The organism is Aliikangiella maris, assembly GCF_040719265.1.
GTDB lineage: Bacteria > Pseudomonadota > Gammaproteobacteria > Enterobacterales > Kangiellaceae > Aliikangiella > Aliikangiella maris.
On sequence record NZ_JBFDAH010000019.1, the window covers coordinates 1 to 21,798 of the forward strand.

General features: G+C 38.0%; 23 protein-coding genes. 6 read left to right on the forward strand and 17 right to left on the reverse strand.

What is annotated here, in order from left to right; translation table 11 throughout:
- Positions 1-116: 116 nt before the first annotated feature.
- From ABVT42_RS15605 to ABVT42_RS15625, 5 genes are all read right to left on the reverse strand, one after another.
- Positions 117-494, reverse strand: coding sequence for a Tse2 family ADP-ribosyltransferase toxin (locus tag ABVT42_RS15605; RefSeq protein ID WP_367024064.1), 378 nt, complete (start codon positions 492-494; stop codon positions 117-119).
- Between the two features lie 62 nt (positions 495-556).
- On the reverse strand, positions 557-1,174 hold the full coding sequence (locus ABVT42_RS15610; protein WP_353898114.1) for an immunity protein Imm33 domain-containing protein: 618 nt from the start codon (positions 1,172-1,174) through the stop codon (positions 557-559).
- Positions 1,175-1,282: 108 nt separating this feature from the next.
- Positions 1,283-1,699 (reverse strand): hypothetical protein, encoded by a 417-nt coding sequence (locus ABVT42_RS15615; RefSeq protein ID WP_353898113.1) that lies wholly within the window; start codon positions 1,697-1,699, stop codon positions 1,283-1,285.
- Positions 1,700-1,799: 100 nt separating this feature from the next.
- A complete protein-coding gene (locus ABVT42_RS15620; RefSeq protein ID WP_353898112.1) occupies positions 1,800-2,111 on the reverse strand; it encodes a hypothetical protein in 312 nt (103 codons plus the stop codon).
- Positions 2,112-2,179: 68 nt separating this feature from the next.
- Complete coding sequence (locus ABVT42_RS15625) at positions 2,180-2,527, reverse strand: hypothetical protein (RefSeq protein ID WP_353898111.1); 348 nt, start codon at positions 2,525-2,527, stop codon at positions 2,180-2,182.
- A gap of 291 nt (positions 2,528-2,818) precedes the next feature.
- On the opposite strand from ABVT42_RS15625, the gene ABVT42_RS22455 reads away from it, so the two are divergent.
- Positions 2,819-3,010, forward strand: coding sequence for a hypothetical protein (locus tag ABVT42_RS22455; RefSeq protein ID WP_367024067.1), 192 nt, complete (start codon positions 2,819-2,821; stop codon positions 3,008-3,010).
- 361 nt (positions 3,011-3,371) lie between these two features.
- Here ABVT42_RS22455 and ABVT42_RS15635 read toward each other — a convergent pair whose 3' ends face one another.
- The 5 genes from ABVT42_RS15635 to ABVT42_RS15655 form a co-directional block, all read right to left on the reverse strand.
- A complete protein-coding gene (locus tag ABVT42_RS15635) occupies positions 3,372-3,947 on the reverse strand; it encodes a DUF1240 domain-containing protein (RefSeq protein ID WP_353897955.1) in 576 nt (191 codons plus the stop codon).
- Between the two features lie 7 nt (positions 3,948-3,954).
- Positions 3,955-4,938, reverse strand: coding sequence for a hypothetical protein (locus tag ABVT42_RS15640; RefSeq protein ID WP_353897954.1), 984 nt, complete (start codon positions 4,936-4,938; stop codon positions 3,955-3,957).
- 338 nt (positions 4,939-5,276) lie between these two features.
- Positions 5,277-7,127, reverse strand: a complete 1,851-nt coding sequence (gene dxs / locus ABVT42_RS15645) for a 1-deoxy-D-xylulose-5-phosphate synthase (RefSeq protein ID WP_353897953.1) — start codon at positions 7,125-7,127, stop codon at positions 5,277-5,279.
- A 48-nt stretch (positions 7,128-7,175) separates the two neighbouring features.
- Positions 7,176-8,066: a (2E,6E)-farnesyl diphosphate synthase gene (gene ispA, locus ABVT42_RS15650; RefSeq protein ID WP_353897952.1), complete on the reverse strand. Its 891-nt coding sequence runs from the start codon at positions 8,064-8,066 to the stop codon at positions 7,176-7,178.
- Between the two features lie 3 nt (positions 8,067-8,069).
- Positions 8,070-8,291, reverse strand: a complete 222-nt coding sequence (locus ABVT42_RS15655) for an exodeoxyribonuclease VII small subunit (RefSeq protein WP_353897951.1) — start codon at positions 8,289-8,291, stop codon at positions 8,070-8,072.
- Positions 8,292-8,516: 225 nt separating this feature from the next.
- Here ABVT42_RS15655 and pomA point away from each other — a divergent pair, with 225 nt between their 5' ends.
- Complete coding sequence (gene pomA, locus ABVT42_RS15660) at positions 8,517-9,275, forward strand: flagellar motor protein PomA (RefSeq protein ID WP_353897950.1); 759 nt, start codon at positions 8,517-8,519, stop codon at positions 9,273-9,275.
- Positions 9,276-9,283: 8 nt separating this feature from the next.
- Positions 9,284-10,285: a flagellar motor protein MotB gene (locus ABVT42_RS15665; RefSeq protein ID WP_353897949.1), complete on the forward strand. Its 1,002-nt coding sequence runs from the start codon at positions 9,284-9,286 to the stop codon at positions 10,283-10,285.
- Positions 10,286-10,500: 215 nt separating this feature from the next.
- Here the strand turns inward: ABVT42_RS15665 and ABVT42_RS15670 are convergent, their stop codons facing one another.
- The 5 genes from ABVT42_RS15670 to ABVT42_RS15690 form a co-directional block, all read right to left on the reverse strand.
- A complete protein-coding gene (locus ABVT42_RS15670; protein ID WP_353897948.1) occupies positions 10,501-10,953 on the reverse strand; it encodes a hypothetical protein in 453 nt (150 codons plus the stop codon).
- Positions 10,954-11,431: 478 nt separating this feature from the next.
- Complete coding sequence (locus tag ABVT42_RS15675; protein WP_367024070.1) at positions 11,432-12,019, reverse strand: hypothetical protein; 588 nt, start codon at positions 12,017-12,019, stop codon at positions 11,432-11,434.
- Positions 12,016-12,867, reverse strand: a complete 852-nt coding sequence (locus ABVT42_RS15680) for a hypothetical protein (RefSeq protein ID WP_367024071.1) — start codon at positions 12,865-12,867, stop codon at positions 12,016-12,018. The genes ABVT42_RS15675 and ABVT42_RS15680 overlap by 4 nt, the downstream gene beginning before the upstream one ends.
- A 199-nt stretch (positions 12,868-13,066) precedes the next feature.
- Positions 13,067-13,462, reverse strand: coding sequence for a DUF3574 domain-containing protein (locus tag ABVT42_RS15685; RefSeq protein WP_353895753.1), 396 nt, complete (start codon positions 13,460-13,462; stop codon positions 13,067-13,069).
- Positions 13,463-13,866: 404 nt separating this feature from the next.
- A complete protein-coding gene (locus ABVT42_RS15690; protein WP_353895754.1) occupies positions 13,867-15,417 on the reverse strand; it encodes a trypsin-like serine protease in 1,551 nt (516 codons plus the stop codon).
- Between the two features lie 664 nt (positions 15,418-16,081).
- On the opposite strand from ABVT42_RS15690, the gene ABVT42_RS15695 reads away from it, so the two are divergent.
- Complete coding sequence (locus ABVT42_RS15695; protein WP_353895755.1) at positions 16,082-17,797, forward strand: lamin tail domain-containing protein; 1,716 nt, start codon at positions 16,082-16,084, stop codon at positions 17,795-17,797.
- 83 nt (positions 17,798-17,880) lie between these two features.
- Here the strand turns inward: ABVT42_RS15695 and ABVT42_RS15700 are convergent, their stop codons facing one another.
- Positions 17,881-19,503, reverse strand: coding sequence for a Na/Pi symporter (locus ABVT42_RS15700; RefSeq protein ID WP_353895756.1), 1,623 nt, complete (start codon positions 19,501-19,503; stop codon positions 17,881-17,883).
- A 233-nt stretch (positions 19,504-19,736) separates the two neighbouring features.
- Between ABVT42_RS15700 and ABVT42_RS15705 the strand changes: the two genes are divergently transcribed.
- Both ABVT42_RS15705 and ABVT42_RS15710 read left to right on the forward strand, forming a co-directional pair.
- The gene (locus ABVT42_RS15705) at positions 19,737-20,003 is read left to right on the forward strand and encodes a hypothetical protein (protein ID WP_353895757.1); all 267 of its coding nucleotides are present in this window, start codon (positions 19,737-19,739) and stop codon (positions 20,001-20,003) included.
- Positions 19,978-20,226: a MarR family winged helix-turn-helix transcriptional regulator gene (locus tag ABVT42_RS15710; protein ID WP_353895758.1), complete on the forward strand. Its 249-nt coding sequence runs from the start codon at positions 19,978-19,980 to the stop codon at positions 20,224-20,226. Before ABVT42_RS15705 ends, ABVT42_RS15710 begins: the two co-directional genes overlap by 26 nt.
- Before the next feature lie 89 nt (positions 20,227-20,315).
- On the opposite strand, the gene ABVT42_RS15715 is transcribed toward ABVT42_RS15710, so the two are convergent.
- Positions 20,316-21,200 (reverse strand): EamA family transporter, encoded by an 885-nt coding sequence (locus ABVT42_RS15715; RefSeq protein WP_353895759.1) that lies wholly within the window; start codon positions 21,198-21,200, stop codon positions 20,316-20,318.
- Positions 21,201-21,798 lie beyond the last annotated feature (598 nt).

A 21,798-nucleotide genomic window follows, 5' to 3' on the forward strand; every position in this document is an offset into this window, starting at 1 on the left:
CGATGCTATTTTCGTCTAGCTCTTCAATGTAATTAGTATAGTGACGAAGAGCGTCAAGCAATAAAGTCACTTCGGTATATGGCAGTTTTAAGTCTATTGTTTGCATAGTTAACTCCTTAGTTTATTTTGATAGCATGTTCTCTAACTTTATCCATTAGCGCATGAAATTCGCTCAATTTCATTGTTCGCTCTGGAGCTAGCATATAGTGCGTTTCATGATTTGGCCGCTTGTCAATTACAAACTTGACGCCTGGCGGCAGTGGTGTCCCTTTGCGAATTTTCCAAGTATTTTTCTTTCCTTGTGGCAGCGATGAAAATGCGCTAATTCCATTTCCATCTGCGATTATATATTTGATACCTGCGCGATCCTGAATTTTCGCATCTTTATTTGGTCTGATGTTATCAAAACGCGGTGATTTAGAGTTGCCAAACCTATAAAGGTCAAGAAACAGTTCGGTATGATCTGTAATAAATATTTCTTCTGGTGTAAGCACTTAAATCCTCCTTTATTAGTACGATGATTGTTTTGAGTCATAACGTCAACTGGAGCTGATTGTTATATTTTTTTGTACGATTGTGTTTTCTCAGACCATACATATTCATTTTCGTAGTCTTCTAGATCTAGCACATCTATAAAACGACTGCACTTATTTAAAACAGCACCCAGTGACACGTAGTTCCAATTTTCGGAATCATTTAGGTATTCCTCAGTTTTTTCTCCGGAAAAGATATTCCAACCACTATAATTTTCTTCGCTCTCTTCAGGTTGTTCTCTATATAGTTGACCCACTGGCTTAAGATCATTTAGAACTTCAGATGTTACATAACAACGCGGCAAGTATTTTTCCACTAAATCCGGCGCACTGTCTTCAATATCAGTTTGCATTATGTTTTTTTCATCAAACTCAATTACATCCTGATATTTAAGATCCGGTATATAATAAGGGTCATTATCCAAGGTTCCGGTGTATTTACTACCTTCTTTTTTTGTAATGATCACCCACATTCGTTCAGCAGACCATCCCTTATCGTTTTCTACATCACAGGAAAACATAAGCTTTACAATGTTTCCAACAGATAAGCTTTTTAAAACTGCATTCGAAGGGATATAAAATGTATAAGGAGCACTCTTAGCAATCTTAGTTACATCTTCTAGTTCCCACGTTTTCTGCACAAGCTTCACCTTAAAATATAACGCTAAGCTAAGCGGAAAAATACAGTTTGGCTAAAATGCGCGAAGCGCGAGCCAACTATAATTTTTCCGATTAAGCGCCTTGTTAGTTCACTTTCCACACAAATGCTCTGCAAATAATTCTGACCATTTGTATTTCTGTACGTTTTTACCATATTCTGTGACGTTTTCTACTAGACCATGTGACTCAAGGACTTTTACCTGTTGCTCTAGATTATTGTGGTCTTCTACGTAATAAGCTAGGTACTTGCCACTATGGTTAAAAATGCCACTTTTATTTAAGATAAAAAACTCTCTGTGAAACTCATAATCAGGATTAAGCAAATCTTGCTTCATTTCAGTTAACAAAGTTTGGTGTTTTGCCCATAAAGCATCAAAAAATCGCTTAGTCTCATTTACTTGCTCTTTTTGCTTGCGCTTATCCGTATATTTATTGCCAAAATAAGTTCCCGCAGCGCCAGTAGCACTTCCTACGAGAAATCCAACGGCTAGGCTAAAGTAATCCATGCTTTCCTCAGTGAACTAACGCCCGTTTAATTTGAGAGGCGCTTTTTGCCGATTCAAATTCAAACACTGGTTAGGGTGCATGAAATCGGAATGCCTCATATTATTTAGCACCATATAACAGTGCAATGGATGCAGCAGCAGCGAAATCATTTGCAATATAACGGCCTACAACTTCACCATTTATATAGATTTTATTATTCTTGTACTCACCCAAAACATTGTTCTTTAAGTCTGTAACAGTACCGTTTTTAAATACGGCAATTTTTTCATCATTAATGTTGTAGATAAATCCCTGCTCTACATGCTCATCATAAGATCCTAATCGTTTTCGCTCAGGTCGTGACCACGCAACCCCAGCTCTAAAAATTCCTATGACCTTTTCATTGAGATCATAAAATGTATTCATGTCCATGATTAAGCAGCCCCAACGCTCACCGCAGGCGTGCGATGTTTTGCATCGCTTGCCTGTATTTGTTAAGACTACATTCTAATTCTAACATGGCGGAGTGGGCTATTACTCCAGGACGGATATGTGTCGCAATTATATTCTGCGGAATCAATATAAATGGCAAGTCCCTTACCTGCCATTTGAGCAGCTAATGCTAATGATATGTTGTGCTTACCGGCAGTAGAATTTGCAATCGTTACCCACTTACCAACAGTTGCACCTTCAAACTTTCCAACAAGATATACGTTGTCAGTTTTGTTTCCATTTGTAATAACTTCAAAACCTCCAACAGCATAGTTACACCAACCTTCTGCGAATGCCGTCGTCGAGAACTGAAACAATGATAGAATGATAAATATTTTAAAAAAACGATTAATCAATTTTTTCTCCTAGTAGTTTTAACGCTTATTGAATGCAGCAAAGCAATATAATCCGCAATAGACATTCACTTCATTTTGAAATTCATTAATTATTTCAAAAGTTTACCTTAAATTAACCGATTAGCAAAGTGCGGAAAGGTTGCTTTACTGCTTATAAACAACAATCGCATTTAAGAATATAATTTTATTTTCAATCAGTTAAAAAATAATTAAGCAATGTATCATGCAATCGCTTGAACGTAACGACTTATTCAAGTGGTATAAAATAATCTAAAACAAGGATGTTTCACCATGAATAGTCAGCAAAAACCTAAGAGACTTACTCAAGTTAGAAATAAAATTCGTGCTTTAAATTACTCACTCCAAACAGAAAAAACGGTTCAAGAATTACTGGGGCATTCAGATGTGAGGACGACTCAAATTTACACCCATGTACTCAATAGAAATCCAACTGGCACTTTAAGCCCGTTGGATAATCTTTAATTCATTTTATCCATAATTTAATTAAGGTGTTTAAGTTTAAAAAAAGAAACAATATTTTTAAAATAAAAGATAAAAGTCATTTCACTTTTTTATTTTTTCAGCCCATCTTTTATGCACAAAATGTTATGCACAAAATGGCTTTTTATGATAGTCTAACTAAGCTTACGGTTGGAAAAGGTTAAGCCGACTTGCGAAGGAATAATTGATTAAAATGATTGATTAAAAAACTGAATCAATCGATTATTTTTTAATTTAATTGTTTCGTCGAAAAGCAGGTCAGTAAAAACCGCCAACCTTTCAGTTAGCGGCCATTCAAGATGTGGATATATTCCCTCTAAGTCCGTTATCTCTATTCAAAAGATTATTTTTCCTGTTCAAAATAAATATTAGCTTGATCTCGAAGCATTTGCCCAGTCACTTGAATACTATTTGCTTCTTGTTGATCGAGCCAGAGCATGACCTTTTTACCGACTTCTTTACTTTTTGGGTAACAGAGCTCGGGATCTTTAACATAAATATTAGGCCGCAACATACCACCAATTTCATATTGAAAACACCAATAGTAGTTGAGTTGTTCAAGTCGATGATCAACCCAAAAGCCAAAAAGTATGCGACTGACAAAAAATACAATGATGCTACCAATTGATACATAGTAGAATACTTTTTTCTCAATATCCGTCACTTTACTCAATATAAACTTTATTGCTAAATATATGATGTAAATAGAAAAGGGTAAAGCAGCTAAACTAGGTAAAGAGTATCTAGATACCTCAACATAATAACTGAGATTATAAATACGCTCATAGCAGTCTAATAATAAAGGGAGAGCTATATTTAAATTAATATAAATTAAGCCAGAAAATGCGATAATCATTACTAAAGCTGAAAGCTTTGCCTTATTTTCTGCTTTAATTTTTACTTGGATATATTCAGACATAAAGCTTTTAAAATTTAAAATATGGGGCATTTGTTAAACGAGATATAAAACCATAGGGATCTTCTATAGCTGTACTTAGTAGTCGTTTGGAATTATATTGAATATGATTTAGTTCCTGATTTAAGCGAGTTTCACCCTCTTTTAAATAGCCTGCTATTTTTTGTGGAAGTTCTAGGTGGTTAAATAGCATAGAAAGACCGATGCCTAATAATCCTCCTGCAAATACAACTATTATCATGGGGCCAACTGCAACCATAGTAGCCCCAGATACAAATGTTAAGAAACTAATACCAGCTTTGACAAGCCCAATTGCTGTAAACGCAGCAATAACATCAGTAGCAATACTACCGACAAAAAAATGCCAAGTTACTGTATCATCAAACACCAAATTAATACTATGAAACCCCACCGAAAAGATTACAGAAAATATACCGCCAGCCCTTAATGCCTTACTAGCGCCAGCATAACCGAGCCCCATACTAACAACTTTAGGATTATTTAATAAGTACCTGGTACCGATTAAATGATGGCGCAAGCCTGCATATCCTTGAATAATAATATAAGGTTTGGCACCTACAAAATTAACTTTAACTTTGGTGAATAAACTACCGCCTCGGTGTAAGTCTTTGGCAAGTACGGTCAGTGTGGCTGAATCGCTAAAAATAGGAATTAATGAGCCAACAAATTGTATACTTTCAGAATGCTGATCCCAACGTTCTTTTAACTTTTGCCAGTTCTTTTGAATCGATGATGAAATTTCAGTTGAGTTTTGAACAATGCTATTCATATGATTGAAAGCATCTAAATTGGAACTACCTGGGTTAATCCGTTTGTAGTTCACCAGATAAAAGTCCAAATACTCTTCTGTAGTCATAATCAATAGCGTATGTTGCTTTAGCTTAAGAGCATTTTCCAGTTGTTGTTGAGCGATTTGTTTTTGTGCTTTGTATTTGATTTGATTGTCAAGATGAATATCAAAGAGAGTTTGCATAAAAATATCCTTAATATTGTTGAAGCTCGTTTCACTGAATTAAAAAAACTATTTCAATGATTTTTTATAATTTGAATAAACAATTCAAATTTCCTTTTTAAATTTAGGAGGTCTGATTAGACCACGAATAAAATTAAAAAATCAAAGCGATAAAATAAAAATTTTTTATAATTAGACCGAATTAACAAAATAATCAAAATAAATAAGAGTTCAAGTCACTTGATTAATATGGTTTGGTGAACGGGGACACCTGTGACTTTTAAGCCTTGTTCCGATGAGCAAGGCTTTTTGGTTTTTAATGAGCATGGGATGTCCCATCTCGTTTGAATAAACTTGAATTAACACTGCACCGCTTTAAGTATGGACGCTTTATCCAATCCGCATCGACTTAATAGCTCTCCAGGATCGCCATGCTCAATAAATCGATCGGGCAAACCTAAGTGAGTTATTTTAATATGCTCACCTGCGCAGCTCAAAAATTCATTAACAGCACTACCGGCACCGCCCGCAATGGCATTTTCTTCTACCGTGATAAAGTGCTGATGTGACTTTGTTAACTCAACTAATAAAGCTTCATCTAAGGGTTTAACAAATCGCATATCGACAACCGTTGCATCAATCTCTTCAGCTACCGACAATACGGTGTGTAACAAACTGCCAAACACTAAAAAGGCTTTATCTTTTCCTTTGCGGCGAATTTTGGCTTTGCCAATTTCTAAAGTCGCTAAATCTTCACCGGGATCTAATCCAATCCCCGCACCACGCGGATAACGAACGGCTGCCGGGCCATCATAATAAAATCCTGTTGAGAGCATCAAGCGACATTCGCGTTCGTCACTCGGAGTCATAATAATCATATTAGGAATACAGCGCAGGTAACTTAAATCAAATGCGCCATGATGAGTTGCACCATCACCGCCCACTAAACCGCCGCGATCAATTGCAAATAATACATCCAGATTTTGTAGCGCCACATCGTGAATTAATTGATCGTAACCGCGCTGTAAAAAAGTGCCATAAATGGCACATACTGGCTTTGCTCCTTCGCAAGCCATCCCAGCGGATAAAGTCACCGCATGCTGCTCGGCAATACCAACATCGAAATATCGCGTAGGAAATTCTTTTGAAAAAGCGATCAAATCAGATCCTTCACGCATGGCAGGGGTAATTCCCATTAAGCGTTCATCAGCTTTGGCCATATTACATAACCATTTTCCAAAAACATTAGAATAAGTCATTTTCTTTTTCAATTTTGGAAGCTGTGTTTCACGTGGATTAAATACAGGCACAGCATGATAGGCAATTGGATCTTTTTCGGCTGGCTCAAAGCCTTTGCCTTTGCGCGTCACTATATGCAATAACTGAGGACCTTTTAGCGCTTTGATATTGGCAATCGTTGTCATTAGTGTAGGTAAATTGTGCCCGTCGATTGGGCCAATATAATTAAAACCCAGCTCTTCAAATAAAGTACCCGGCAAAACCATACCTTTCATATGTTCTTCGACACGATGTGCCCATTCAGAAATGGTTGGCATATTTTGCAGTACTTTTTTACCACCTTCTTTAATGCTGCTATAAAACTTACCCGATAGTACTTTGGCCAGATAATTATTCAAACCACCCACGTTTTCAGAAATCGACATATCGTTGTCATTGAGAATAACAATCAGATTGGCATCTAAATCAGCTGCATGATTGAGCGCTTCAAACGCCATTCCTGCGGTCATTGCACCATCACCAATAACGGCGACAAAGCGGCGATCGTCTCCTTTTGCCTTAGCGACAATAGCCATTCCCAATGCCGCACTGATCGAGGTACTTGAATGGCCGACACCAAAAGCATCAAATTCACTTTCAAATCGACTCGGAAAAGGATGGACGCCATCGGTCTGACGAATTGAAATCAAGTTTTCTTTACGGCCTGTTAATACTTTATGCGGATAAGCCTGATGCCCAACATCCCACACTATTTTATCTTCTGGGGTATTAAACAGATAATGCAGTGCAACGGTTAGTTCCACCGTGCCCAGCCCTGCCGCAAAGTGCCCGCCACACTGACTGGTAGTATCAATAAGAAACTCTCTTAATTCCTTAGCAACGTCATCAAGTGAAGATTCGTCCAGCGCTCTTAAATCAGCCGGAGAATGAATTCCTGCCAAAAAAGGATATTTTTTTGAATCACACAACATATTTGTTCTTTCTACTGTTTATTTTAAATTTAAATTAAACATTTAAACTTAATAGTTTCGCTTAATCATATATTCGGCAAAAGCAGCCAGGTTATCACTTTCATAAGGTAGTTGCCTTACTGCATGCAATGCACTTTCGACTAGTTCTTTTGCCCGCTGTTTTGCACCTTCCAAACCTAATAACGCCGGAAAGGTCGATTTATTTTTTGCTTGATCAGAACCCTGAGGCTTGCCCAATGTTTGAGTATCAGCTTCAATATCCAGCACATCATCCCATATTTGAAATGCCAGCCCCAGGCTTTGACTATATGTTTGCAGACTATGGAGTACACCTTGATCCCTGACAGGACTAGTCAAATAACCTAGTTTCACCGACACATTAATCAAAGCCCCTGTTTTCATACGATGCATTGCTTCTAACGTCGCCAGATCAGTCAGTTTATCGGTCATTTCCAAATCGATTGCCTGACCACCGCCCATACCCAGCGAACCACTTGCCCGGCTGAGTTCACCTAACATTTCGATGCGCACCTGAGGCTCAACACTGAGTGCTTCGGCGGTAGCTAATAGTTCAAACGCCAGCGTTTGCAGCGCATCGCCAGCTAATACAGCAGTTGCCTCATCAAATGCAATATGACAAGTGGGTATGCCACGGCGTAAATCATCGTCATCCATACACGGTAAATCATCATGAATTAGCGAATAAGCATGGATTAACTCTACCACCAGGGCAGGAATGTCCAACGCTTCGGGCGATGTCCCTAGCATTTCGCCCGTGGCGTATACCAAAGCCGGACGCAGTCGCTTACCCGGATTTAACGCACTATGGCGCATAGCACTGTGCAACCGCTGCGGGATGACAGTTTCGGCAGGTATATAGTGGTTTAACAGCTGCTGTACGCGACGCTGTATTTGTTTAAGGTAAATCTGGTGCGGCATAGATTATTCTTCAGTCACTGTAAACGGCGTTTCCCCATTTTGGGTTAACAATGTGACTTTTTGCTGGGCTTCATCGAGTAGTTGCTGACATTGGCGTGTCAATTTAACGCCTTTTTCAAACTGGCTGAGAGAGTCTTCTAAAGGCAGTTCACCTTTTTCCAGACTTTCAACAATAGCTTCCAGTTGTTTTAGTTGATCTTCAAATGAAAGTTTCTCAGCACTCATATCAGGGGTATCTCGCTATTCAAAGTGAGCGCTATTGTCTCGCATTTTTAGTTTGAATGAAATATTTTCACTAAACAGAAACTAATTTGGCCTTTAGTGCACAAATTTATATCTAGAACTGGAATTGTTGCAAATCTTGGCTAACCTTGAAGTAAGTCTTTTATAAATAATAAGTTGCGGCCAATCTTTAACCGCAACCACCTGAAATAAAAGGAGCTTTTTGAGTTGGACATAGCAACTTTAGTCGGGTTGCTCGGTGCAATTGCCATGGTGGTAATGGCAATGGTACTGGGCGGTAGTGTCCTGACATTTATTGATGTTCCTTCAATCCTTATCGTTGTAGTAGGTACTCACTTCGTCATAATGATGAAGTACCCTCTGGGTGATTTTTTAAGTGCCGCAAGTGGCGGTATGAAAGTACTCACATTCAAATCTCCCAATAATGATGAGCTGATCCAAAGTATTGTCGAGCTGGCCGATATGGCCAGAAAAAGTGGCTTATTGGCGCTTGAAGGTGCGCAAATTGATGATCCTTTTATGCGTAAAGGTATCGGACTGTTAGTTGATGGTCACGATGGTGATGTGGTTCGCTCTATTCTCGAAAAAGATATGAAAATGGCATCTGCACGTCACCAAAGTGGTGCCGGCATTTTTAAATCAATGGCTGACATTGCCCCAGCAATGGGAATGATAGGAACACTCATCGGCTTAGTCGCCATGTTATCGAATATGGATGATCCCAAGTCAATCGGTCCTGCAATGGCCGTTGCATTATTAACCACTTTGTATGGTGCGATTATGGCTAACATGGTGGGCATTCCCATTGCCGATAAATTGAACTTGCGCGATGAAGAAGAAAAAATCGCCAAAAAACTCATTATTGATGGATTACTAGGCATTCAAGCTGGCCAAAATCCAAGAGTTATTGAGCAAATCTTACATGGTTATCTGGCCGAAAGTAAACGCCCCTCAGCAGAAGAATAAAGTAAGTTATGAGTGACGACCAAGAAGAATGCGACTGCCCCCCCGAGGGCCTCCCCCAGTACATGGGCACTTTTGCTGATTTAATGGCGTTATTAATGTGCTTTTTTGTACTTTTGCTTTCTTTTTCAGAAATGGATGTCCTTAAGTTTAAACAAATTGCGGGTTCAATGAAATTTGCCTTTGGTGTACAAAACAAAGTTGATGTTAAAGATATACCCAAGGGTACCAGCATAATCGCACGTGAATTTTCTCCCGGAAAACCTGTACCAACCGTTATTGAAGCTGTCATGCAACAGACGATTGATATTACCAAAGAAACCCTTGAGTTTGATGAGCCCGATAAAGAAGATCCAGAGGAAGGTGAAGGCGAACAACCTGATAAAGGAAAAGGGCTGGAAATTAAGGAAGGCGCGGCAGAAGGTGAAAGTGTTGCCACAAAAGACAGTACTCACGAAACGCCCGAAGAAAAAGAAGCCCGCCTGGCTAAAGCACAGCAAGAAGCGGAAAATCTGGCCAAATCAATCGCGCAAGATCTACAGGAAGAAATTTTGGATGGACAAGTCGAGCTACTGGCCAAAGGAGCTTATGTGGTAATTCGCATTCGAGAAAAAGGCTCGTTTGCATCAGCATCAGACAGTATTGAATCACAATTTATTCCTGTGATACGTAAAATTGAAGATATTCTGGTCGATACGAAAGGCGAAATTCGGGTTGCCGGTCACACTGACAATTTACCCATTGATAATGAATATTTTCGCTCTAACTGGGAACTGTCTGGTGGTCGCGCAGGCTCAGTTACCCGAGAATTATTACGCAGTGGCAAGCTCGATAAAAACCGCTTTGTTATTACTGGTTATGCCGACACCAAACCCATTGCCGATAATGCAACCCTCGAAGGCCGTGCAACAAATCGTCGCGTAGAAATTATTATTGTTCAGGGTGAGCAACCAGCAGGAGAAATTGTTGGCGTTGGCCTCGACAATCAAGGTGAACCAGAGCCTCAGAATTAATTGAAAAAATTATTGTGTAAAGCAATTCCTTCATTAATGATTCTTTATGCTTGGATTTATCTTTTAGGCACGCGGAATAAAAAGTATCTTAAATTTTATTTATATACTCTTGTTTAAAACCTGGTAGCTACCATAGCTAAATTCATCGATAATTTGATTAACCCTGTCATTTTCATTTAAGTTTTCAAGCAACTTTCTAGTTAACGGCTTTTATACTATTGCCCAAACTCTTTTTCTAAAAACGCCCAATATCCTTTAATTATATGGTCTTGTTTTATTTCGCTAAAATATCGAAGAAGTTCACCACCTAAATCACTTATCCTAATTGCATTGCCGCTTTCACTTGGTTTATTAACATTATCACCTTTAGATATATTGAAGCGCTGCGGCTCAAGCTCTTTTTTATTTTCTTTTTCATAAACTCGACCAGAAAGTTCACTTAAACATTGCGCAAAATATTCTTTAATATTTTGTTCATCAATCTCTTTTTCAGGCTTTATTTTAAAAAGCTCATGCATTTTGGTATTTTTTTCTTCATACACTTGGCATAAAGCTTCAATCAGAGTATTAACAAAATTACAATAATCAAGAAATAATTTATCATCTGTTAATTGGCTAAAACCTTGAATTCCATTAAAAACAATGACTAATGTATTAGGACCATACACCAGACTATTAACAAGCTCCCAAAGGCAGTACTTACTTTTAAGATAAGCTGGGGAGATTATCATCACTCGTCTTCATGCAGTAACAATGGACTCAACCACCGCTTGTATTTTCTCACCTGTAGTTAAATAACGGGAGATTTCTCGTTATTATTATCTTTCGACTCATCAGTTTTAATGCGAACGAAAGGTTCAGAACTTTGATTTCTAAAATAAGCATAAACCTGATATGGTTTTTCTTATTCAGTTGTTTGTGTCGATATGTAATCTGCCAACTGGTCTACAACAGCTTGACTTTCACTGGCATAACTCACCCAAATCCCGCGAGTATAACTTGCCATCGTTTTACCTCCTTAGTAGAACTTCAATTGCCAGCTTTGAGTTTTTTTTCTTCTCTTTTCTTACGTGCATCTGCTGCAAATTCTAAATAATAACTGTCTCTGTCCAGTTTGGTTATTACATAATGAGACAAACAAAACCATTAACGAAACTGCGCTTCATAAGCTTCACTGATCTTATCCGCTTGCGCTTTCACTCTGTCAGGTGTCAGCACAACGCCCTTGGCTTCTTGTTCATCAAACCAGGGTAAAATATCACTTTTAGGATTGACCGGATAACAAAGGTCAGGCTGGTTCATATACACATTGGGCGTCATCATACTCACATTAGAATAGTACCAACAAAAATGATAGCCTTTGTTTTCAACATAATTGATTACCCAAAAACCGTAAAATAGACGGACTATTAAAAAACCTATACAAAAAAATATCATAATTCTTAGCGCCACCCTGCGCCCTTTTTCGGTGACTCGATTAAACAACAATGCCAAAGCAATATATATGGTGCTCAAAAGACAGGGAAGGCTAACTAAAATAGGAAGATCCCAGGTTGAAACTTCCACATAGTAACTTCCTCGATTCAGTCGTTCAAAACCATCAACCAAGTCATAAAAACTAGAAGACACCCCGAATATTGCGAGAAATAACATGCTAAAAACCACACTAATAGCCAACAATTTAGTTTTTAAGTCGGTGGGCACTTCGACATATTGTGTTTTTTGAGTTGTCATAGATCTAACTTAATATAGGGTAAACCAAATAAACGCGCCATAAACCCTTGTGGATCTTCCTCTGCATAATTAAGTAAACGCCGCGCTTGAGATTGAAACTGATCGCCATTAGCATTAAAACGCGCTTCGGCTTGCTTAAGCAATGCAGCAACTCGATTTGCCAGCTTCCGGTCATTAAAAAAATCAAATAACATAGCAGCGGTAAAAGCCCCCGCTGCTACCACAATAATCATGGGACCTATCGCTAACATGGCTGTTCCTGAAGCCAGCACCCATAGAGAAGTTGCCGCATAAGTGACAGCAACTCCCGCTAACGCAGCCAATATATCGGTCGAAATGCCCGCCACAAAATTATGCCAGGTGGCAGTATCATTGAGTAACTGATCTAATGAATGAAACGCGATTGAAAATACGACGGAAAAAATGCCGCCACCTTTCAATGCGTTTTTGACTCCAGACAGACCAATTCCCATGCTGACCACCTTTGGGTGGTTAGCCAGATAACGCGTTCCGGTTAGGTGTAGACGCAATCCGGGATAACCTTTTAAAATGACATGCAGTTTACCACCATAGGTTTTTATTTGGTATTGGGTAAACAAACTCCCGCTGCGGTGCATCTCTCGAGCCAGCAAAGTCAGCACCTTCATATCGAGCACTAAGGAGGGGGTCAAGGTGCCCATTAACTGAATGGTATCTTTGTGAGTTTGCCAGGATTGTTTGGTAGCCTGGGTAATATCGGCTGAGTTTTGGATAAGCTGATTAATCGCTTCAATCGCTTGTTGCTCTGTTAGCCTTAACTGGCGCTGGTAATTAACTGCATAAAAGTTAAAGTATTCTGCCGCAGTCATTACGACCAGAGTATGCTGGTGATTTTTTAGGGAGTTTTCCAGTTGTTGCTGTTGAGTGCGTTCTNTATTTGAGGATTATGTGTTCAATTCAATGAACAAGTTCGCAAAAAATTAAAAAATTCAGCAAGTTTTTGATAATATCAATAATAGAAAGTTATCATAAAAAGCAATAATACAAGACTATACCTGTAGCAACTATCTACTTGGCACTTTGTTCATTAAAGTCAGCACCCACAAAACTCCACTCTAATACAGGTACTTTGACAATCATAACGGAGTCTTGCTTAAATCGGCGAGCATATAGCGCAGCAATCTTTTTAGCCTTTTGAATATCTTTTTGTTCAACAATAACAGTGACTATTTTTGAACGCTCTGCTTTTCCTTGGTAATAACCAACTGAGTCGACGACATTAAACCCCTCAAAAACGTTAGCAATTTCATTTTGCTGAAAAGTATGCCATTCATCTAATGAAACAGCTCCACCACTTGGTAGTGAAAGACCAAAAAACATTCTTAATCGAAAAACATCATCAGCAACACAATATGGCGCCATGCTAAATAACACAGCAATGATCGAACACTTTATAAAATTCATTTTCCTTTGACCTCTACTGTTGAAATTAATAACCTTGAGTGATTCTCTTTTGACTAAAGCATAATAACATAACTTGAGCCATATACTTTTCTAGATTAATACAAATAACATTAGCAAAACCATTCAATTTCAATGATGGCAGTCAGACTGACTCACTGTAAAACTTTGACCAAAGTATATTACCTTAAAGCGCACATTTATCAAGCATTACAATAATAGTTTTAATCGTCTCAAAGTGATGTTTTAGGATATGTGTTATCAATCAAAATACGACTCGCTATTCAATTTAACTAATACAGAGACATGAAAGAAACAACAACGAAAGAAAAGAATAAATAAAAAGCCAAAGAGAGCATTGCCTCTTTGGCTAACTACCGATAAAAATATTCAATAAAAGAGAACGACTATTCAGCTTTCCAGTTCAGTGTTACACCAGAGGCTGATGAATAGCCATAAAGATCAATATACCAAGTACCTGCTTGTGGATTATCGATAGTACAGGTTTCAGTATTACCATTTAAATAAGGGCGGCAGTCCCAATTATTTGAAGTTGATTGTGAACCGAAATTCACATACAAATCCGCATCCCCTGTTCCACCAGAAATATTCACCGTCAGTTTACTATAGCCTGAAGGAATTTCTTGGGTGTAACGTTTCCAGGCACCACTGGCAACAGAAACATCATTGTGTGTTTGTTGAATTGGATCAGTTCCTGGGTCAGTGCCATCCGTATAACTGGCAGTAATAGAAACATTTGAAAATGCACTATAGGCTTTTATACGTACATAATAAGTACCATTGGTTTGGCTTCCAGTACAAGATTCATTGTTGCCACTTTTATATGGACGACAATCATAACTTGAATCAGTTGGTTGTGCGCCAAACTTCACATACAAATCAGCATCACCATTTCCACCACTCATATCAAACTTGATATTTTGAGCACCAGCAGGCACTTTAAATGTGTAGTTAATTTCGCCACCTTGTGACGCTTTTAAACCAGTTTTAGCAACACCATTTTGTAACTCTTGAGAAGGATCAGGACCAGGGTCTTGGCCAATTTTAGAGTTTATCCAGTCTACAAAATTAACAGTACGTGTATAAACACCATACTTATTTGCACGCGCACAGCCTTGTCCCCAACTGACAACACCAATGCTGTAATACTCACCACCATACGAAGCAACTAAAGGTCCACCACTGTCACCTTGGCAAGAATCTTTACCGCCTTCAGCCAATCCGGCACAAATCATATTTTGGGTGACGGCACCGCCGTAAGCCGACGAAGAGTTACAGGTTGTATTTGAAACAACAGGAACATCAACTTCGTTCAGTATATCTGGGCCACTTCCTCCTTCACGCAATGCTCCCCAACCAGAAACAGTTACAATTGATCCTGGTGAACCAACTTGGCTCATCACATCTGAAGTCGGTAATTTTAATGGCGTCAAACTAGATGGTGCGCTTGATGATAATTTAATTAAAGCAATATCGTTATCACTGGTTGTTGAATTATAATTAGGGTGAAGGATGGTTTGGGCAATACTAATTACCTGACCTTCGTTACTACTCAATGTTCTTACACCTACACGAATATCGTAACCTGATCCACCTAAACAGTGTGCAGCAGTTACAACCCAGTCAGCATTCAGTAAAGCACCACCACAGTAATGACCGCCATTTTTTCTTAGTTGAACCTGGTAAGGTCTTGCACCAATTTCAGATTCAACACCACCAACAATTTTAGGGCTGATTGCTTCATCATACATCGGTACTGCTTCTACAGGGCGCGCAACACCCAGCGTTTTCATAATTTGATCAATTGATAACTCTGTTGAAGCGCCACTGGTTAAATTATTTTCGCTATTGTCTTTTTCGGCATTTACCACACCGTGAAATAACATGGATGGAATAACGCAGCTGAGAAATATTTTCTTCATTTTTATTTTAAGCATAATAAGGTCTCCCGACACATATTTTATATATTTAGTTTTACAGTTTAAATATTATTAATATCTTGGATTTAGATGCAAAAAATTATTCATGTATCTTTTGCGTGGATGAGTATGATTAAGATCACGCTTAAGGGTAAAGTTAATTATTACCACTTTTAAGAGACATAAAGTTTAGTTGTGACTTAGTCGCACATTTGGCTTTCTACTAATTAACAATATATGCCTTGCTAGGTAATATTTGTAAAATAGTCAGAATTTAATTCTTAGTCAGAAATTGTTTTTCTGTTTAGTTAATGTGCAAAGTCTTAATTATATTTTATTCACTGACGATTCAAAACTAATCAGCAACAACTCATTATAAGATAATCAATTCTATTTTTTATTTAAACAATTAAACAATAAAATTTTTATAACAAGTATTAATCTTAATCACTTAGTCATACTGTTCATTTAAGCTTCGCTTGATTAATTACATTTGAATACCGATGCGCACTAATGAAATGCGTATTAACAAAAATGAAAATTCTGAAAAAATCGGGAGAAAGCAGTGAATAAAAATCCAACAATTAAAACCTGCGTAACACTCAATTTACTTTTATTAAGCCAATTAGGCTTTACTGGTAACGTTACCGTTAATGATGTCATCATCAATGAAATTGCCTAGATGGGAACAAGCACAAGTGCTTATGATGAATGGATTGAATTAAAAAATACAACATCCTCAACGATTAATCTATCAGGCTGGCAATTGGTGAGCAATGATAATTCACCGAGTATTCAGTTATCAGGTAGTATCGCCCCTTATGGATATTATCTCTTAGAAAGAAGCAATGATAATTCTGTTCCACAAATAACCGCCGATCAAATTTATACGGGATCACTCGGCAATTCAGGAGAACAATTACAATTACTCAGTTCACAAAACCAATTAGTTGATCGTGTTGATAAGTGGTATGCCGGTAGTAACGCCAATAAAGCCACGATGGAAAGAGTTGATGGTAGTTTATCGGGCAACTTAGCGAATAACTGGCAAACAGCAATTAGCGGATACAGTGCCGGTTTAGGTACTCCTAGAAAGGTTAACTCAGTGGTCAATGATGGACCAGTCAGTGATGTTAATTGTCAATATCCACAAAATCTTGAAATTATCTCGATTAACATTGGTCAGGGTGACGCAACCTTAATTGTCACACCAACTAAAATTTTATTGGCTGATGCGGGTGAAAGTTATTGGAATAGCCATAACGATGCAGTAAAAGTCGCTGAAGTTATTCACCAAAAATATGGCGCACAATGTAACACCATTGATTATGCCGTTATTTCACACCTACATTTAGATCACATCGGCTACATCAAAAGTGACGAGAATACCAATGGTGAATTATTAAACGAACAAGGAGGATTACATCAGGAAGGTCAAAATTTGCGTAATCCTCAGTTTTTAGCGGGCTTTGCCTATTTGGTTAAAAATTTAGGTTTTCAAGTTGGGCAAACCATTGTTCGTGATTATAAAACCAATAACCCTAATCCTTCACCGGCCCAAGGCGGCAGCAAAACCTATCGCAACTGGCGAGCTTATTTAGAATCGCCACAGGGTAAAACGGATTTTAATCCAACCACTGCGGAATTAGGCACACATCAAATTAATTTAGGGACAGTTGCCGGTAATCGTGTTGTCATCGATATTGTTCAGGTCGACGGTTTAACTCCCGCAAATGCAACCCACGGTTGCGATCCGGCAACTTACTTTTCAGGTGCAAGTCATTTATTACGGGGGCAACGCTGGAATGATGCTATACCGCCATCAGAAAATGATTTAAGTGTCGCATTTATACTCTCATTAGGTCAGTTTAATCTATTTGTTGGTGGTGATACTTCAGGTGAAAATTATCAATCACAGTGGGGTTATCGTTATCATGATACGGAAACTTGTCTGGCGCAAGACGCTATCATTCAACAAAAATACGCTCACCATTTAGATGTACTTAGAGCAAACCATCACGGTAGTAGTCACAGTACCAATCAAGTTTTTGTTGATACATTTCAACCCAAAGTAACAATATTTTCAGTAGGCGACAATAACTCATTTAGTCATGTAAACCGCGCGGTGCTCGATCGTATTTTGGCGGAAAGTATTGGCAATCAGCAAGGTGCAGTGCTAATGACAGAAGCCGGAGCCAACGTTTATTCTGCAAATGATGTTTGCCATAGTCAACAGGCTAACTGGTGTGCACAGGTCGTTGACAATGAGTATCCTACAACCACAGAAACCAATGAATCAGGTGATGATAATGTGGTTATTCAAGTAAGCCAGGACGGTAAAAGTTACATTGTAAAAGGAAATAATAACACACCAGCCGTACAGTTTATATCACGCTAAAAAGTGATTTTCAGTCATAAAAAATAGTTAAGAATAAACTAAAAAATTAAATTTTCGACTTGTTTATTCGCAATTCACGATTGCTAATGTTTCAATTTTATATCCGAGGACATGGTATTATTTGATACCATGTCCATCGGTATCAATTGCTCAGAGTCAACCAATAATATTACACTCTTATTGAGATGTCTGGCAAACTCGGTTAATTCACGAATAACATTTAGCAAGGAAGATTTGTCATGAATATCGTACTCGTAATAAACTTTGGCAACCTGTTTTTCATACTCTTCAACTAAAGCCCCCTCTAACTGATGGAAATTATCAGGTAGTTTCTGTTTATGATTGAGTAGCCCACGGTTTACTTCAACAAGCATTAACATTAAAAACTCTCGTAAACTTTCAAAACTTTGCAATCCATCCTGTGTTTGATAAATGCTGACAATATTATGTCGAATATCTTTGATAGACTTAGCCGCTAAAATCGCATATCGAATAGACTGTATTAGATTTAAAACTATCTGTTTATCTTTAGCATCTGATGCATTGGTTTGAGTCAACAACAGGTATTGTAAAATATGCGACTCAAGTCGTTTTAGCTCTGCATATTTTTTTAAAAAATCCGAATCATTTTTTATTTGCAGATTTAGTGTCTTATGGGTTAAGACGGTTATTTTTTTTGCAAGCATCGCAATATCTTCAAATGCGGCTTTAATGGCGGCTTCGGTGATCTGTGAATCAACCTTGTCTAATGATAGTGTTTGTTTGTCTTGAGTGCTATGAAAAACCTTTTCAAGCCATAATGCATAATGTTTTAAAAAAGGAAAAAAAGCCGCTATGCCTAAAAAATTAAATACAGTATGAAAAATCACTAATCCATATAGGGGATCGGTGATATTCAGCCATTGCAATATGTCTTTTAAAAAGGGCAACAAACAGAACAAGGCAACAATATTGGTGACAAAGTTAAAAATTATTTGTCCTGCCGCTATTTGTTTTTTGACTGACGCGCCTCCCAAAGCTCCCAACAACAAAGTACTCGTTGTTCCCAGGTCAGCGCCGATAACTAAAGCCCCCGCATCAATTAAGTCAATCATGCCAGCATTCATGGCGGCCAATGTGATACCAATAGTTGCAGAGCTTGACTGAATAATACTGGCAATAACAACGCCCGCAACAAAGAAAACCCAAACAGGCATTTCCTGCAATGCGGCAATATCAATCTGGTCACGAATGATCATTGTTGCATCTTTCATTTCATTAAGACCCAGAATGAGCAATCCAAGCCCGGTTATTGCTTTAAATAATAAATATCGGTTTGAGCTTTCATTCAGTAAAGTTAAACCTAAAGCACCTCCCCCAATCAGCACATAACTAATAGAAGCAAAGTCAAACTTAAAACCTAATGTTGTGATTATCCAACCGGTAAAGGTTGTACCAAGATTTGCGCCAAAAATTAGCGCAAGAGAGCCCGCCAATGATAATAGTGACGCGCTGGCGAATGCCAAAATAATCAAACTTAATAGAGAACTGGATTGCAAAATTGCCGTTGCAATGGTACCAAATATTACACCTTTGAATGGTGTGTCGGTATGTTTTTTTAAAATAAGTTGTAGGCGCTGATGACTTAAGCCAGATAAACCAGACTCAAGTTCGCGCATACCTAAAATAAAAAAGCCCAAACCTGCGAGTAACGCCCAAAAATTCATCGAAATATGATTTTTTTAAGTTGTGATTAATCTGCCAAAATTAAAGTGTTTTATTAAATAACACAACTATTTTCGATAGATAAAAGTTATTTATAGTAAGAGATATAAATTATATTGACGTAAATCACCTAATGAGAAAGATACCTGGAACACTCATCTGTGGTGTAGATAAAACGGTTTATGTTAGACTAAGTTTTATTACTTAAAAAATAACTCAGCAACAGGATAAATGAATGAAGACCGACCATGTTGATTTCGTTATTCGACAGTGGCAAGCAGAAAGACCTGACTTAGACTCGGCACCTACCGGCGTTATTGGTCGAGTAGGTCGTTTAAATCAGTTTATCGGTAGCGAATTACAACAGGTTTTTTCAGCCCACGACCTGCTCAGTGGCGAGTTTGATGTGCTTGCAACTTTACTGCGTTCAGGCCCCCCCCTATCAACTGACTCCAAATCAGTTATTAAATGCATTAATGTTGTCTTCAGGCGCGATGACTAATCGCATAGATAAATTAGAGCGCAAACAACTCATTCAACGAAAACCGGATCCGGCCGACAGACGCGGCGTTCTGGTTTGTTTAACCGCGCAAGGCAAGAAGCTGACCAGTAAAGCTATTGAAGCCCATTTAGCTAACTGCGCACGCATTCTCGATCCCTTATCTACAAAAGATCAGCAGTTACTGGCAAATTTACTCAAAAAGCTGCTGTTAACATTTGAATGAGAAGGTCACGCCTTATTAAGTGAGTTAACCGTTGAACTGTTAATATCCTCCAATCAGCTCAAGAAAATAAGAATGACTAATAGTCAGGGTTAAACTAACTTTTTACTTGCGCTTACACTGGTCTTTTGTGCCAATACAATGGCAATTGTCACGCCTAAAATGCCAATGATTTGCGCTAACGAAAAAGACTCATCTAGCAATATAATTCCCAATAAAGTAGCCGTTAGTGGACTACCAAACGCAATAAAAGAAATACTGACCGCAGGTAATCGTTGAATTCCTCTAAACCAGATAACATAGGCAAGTAACCCACCAATTAAACTCAAATAAAGGAAACCAGCTATATTCATGCCACTTAAGACATGAGGAATACCTTCACTAAACAGTGCAATAGGTAGTAAGATAACTCCCCCAAATACCAGTTGCCAGCCTGTTGAACCCAATAAGTTTACACCGGGCGGCATCCCCCAATGTTTGGTCAAAACAATTCCGCAAGCCATACTCACAGCACCGGCAATACCGGCTAAAATACCAATAGGATCCAGTGAAGTGACCGGATGCCATACCAGTAAAAAGATACTGATTATGCCAATAACTCCCGCCAGAATCTGCATAAAACGAATCGGCTGTTTAAACATTATGTAAGATAAAGCTAAAACAATAATCGGTTGAATCGCCATTAAAATTGCAGCAATTCCGCCAGGTAACCGATAAGCAGCAACAAATAAACAATAAAAGAAAATGCCAATATTCAGAGCGCCTAACAAAAATATGCGTCCCCACCAAATACCTCGAGGAAATTGTCTAACCAATAACAATAATAAAATACCCGCAGGTAAAGCTCTTAGTACTGAAGTCGTTAAAGGACTCTCAGGCGGCAACATTACAGTTGTTACCCAATAAGTTGTTCCCCATATCATCGGCGCCAACATGGTAATGAAACTATTTAAAATTAAGTATTTTTTCGATTCCATAAAATATTCACCCTAAATTTACGGTCACTTAGCATATCCACATATCTTTACTTAAAGACATATTAAAAGAACATAGCTTTTAGTCAAGATTCTTTACATCAAGATATGTTTCTACTATCGAATTGATTGTTTATTTAGAGGTATTAGAAAATTCACAAATAAGTAATCTAACCTGGTTTATTCGATTAATTACTCTTTAAAAGAAAGTATTAAATTGAACAATAAAGGCTAATACCTTGGCAGAATCAACCAAAAAACAGGCATGCTCATATTCGGCAATAACTTCTAGAAACTCTTCAAAGAACTTAACACTGGGCACAGGTTGATAAACATGCCACTTTAGAACTTGTCTTTTTCAATATATTTTCCAAAGTTTGTCTTTTTTACATAGGTAGCCTTAGCAAATAGATATTCACGAATAACCATAGTAGTTACTCTTTAAAGTTTTTAACTTTTTATCACTTTTCATTTATTATTTCTGTTAATTCTCAAGTGCTTATCAAGATTAAGATCTAGCGTTTTTATTTAATCTAAATGAACCCATTCAAATTAAAAAAATTCTCCTTCCGGTCAATTGAACATTGCTAATTTAACAATG